1 protein-coding gene is annotated in these 609 nt (G+C 36.6%); it reads right to left on the bottom strand.

Annotated features, from left to right (window positions below):
- Window positions 1–80: 80 nt before the first annotated feature.
- On the bottom strand, window positions 81–320 hold the full coding sequence (locus R7040_RS27820) for a hypothetical protein (protein WP_005481665.1): 240 nt from the start codon (window positions 318–320) through the stop codon (window positions 81–83).
- Window positions 321–609: the final 289 nt, after the last annotated feature.

The raw sequence follows: 609 nt of genomic DNA, 5'->3' as shown, positions 1-609 counted from the left end.
AAGCTGTAATCGTTACTGACTAAGATAGAAAGAAAGCCCCACAATATGAGTGGGGCTTTTTGTTTGTGGATTATGCTGCGTTAGCTAACTAAGTAAGACGCCTCTAATAGGTAAGTTTTTACATCACCTAGGGGCGAAAACGCTTTGTCGATCGTTTTAAATCGTTCATCAATAGAATCACAGGCGATGATTTGACTGAATGTTTCGATTGATAAAGCTTCATTTGTTTTGAAAAACTGATGGACATTTTCCAACTGAACTTTATGAACGTGTTCGACTTTAGTTAGTGCATTCGTTAGATCTGAAATATTAATCGACATTGCTACTTAATGACCTTATCTACAGGCTTTGCTGAGCCATAGGACGTGGGCTTTATATTTGGCGGTAGAGTATCACTAACCTGTGGAGCACAGACTGATGGAGATCAATTTGTGCAGTTCGTACCAGTGTCAAACGTTTTGAGATAGAGGTGAGCTAGCAGAAAGTCTAAGCACCTAATGCTTGGATGGCGATATTATGCTTAATGTAAAACCGAAGTAAGTATTTTTATTCTTTATCAAATGTAGATTATGAATGGAAATAATTGAGTTTTCATTAAATAAATATGAA

Source organism: Vibrio sp. 1069, from assembly GCF_033340555.1.
The sequence above is the reverse complement of the archived record's forward strand: the minus strand, read 5'-3'. Positions and strand labels throughout refer to the sequence as shown.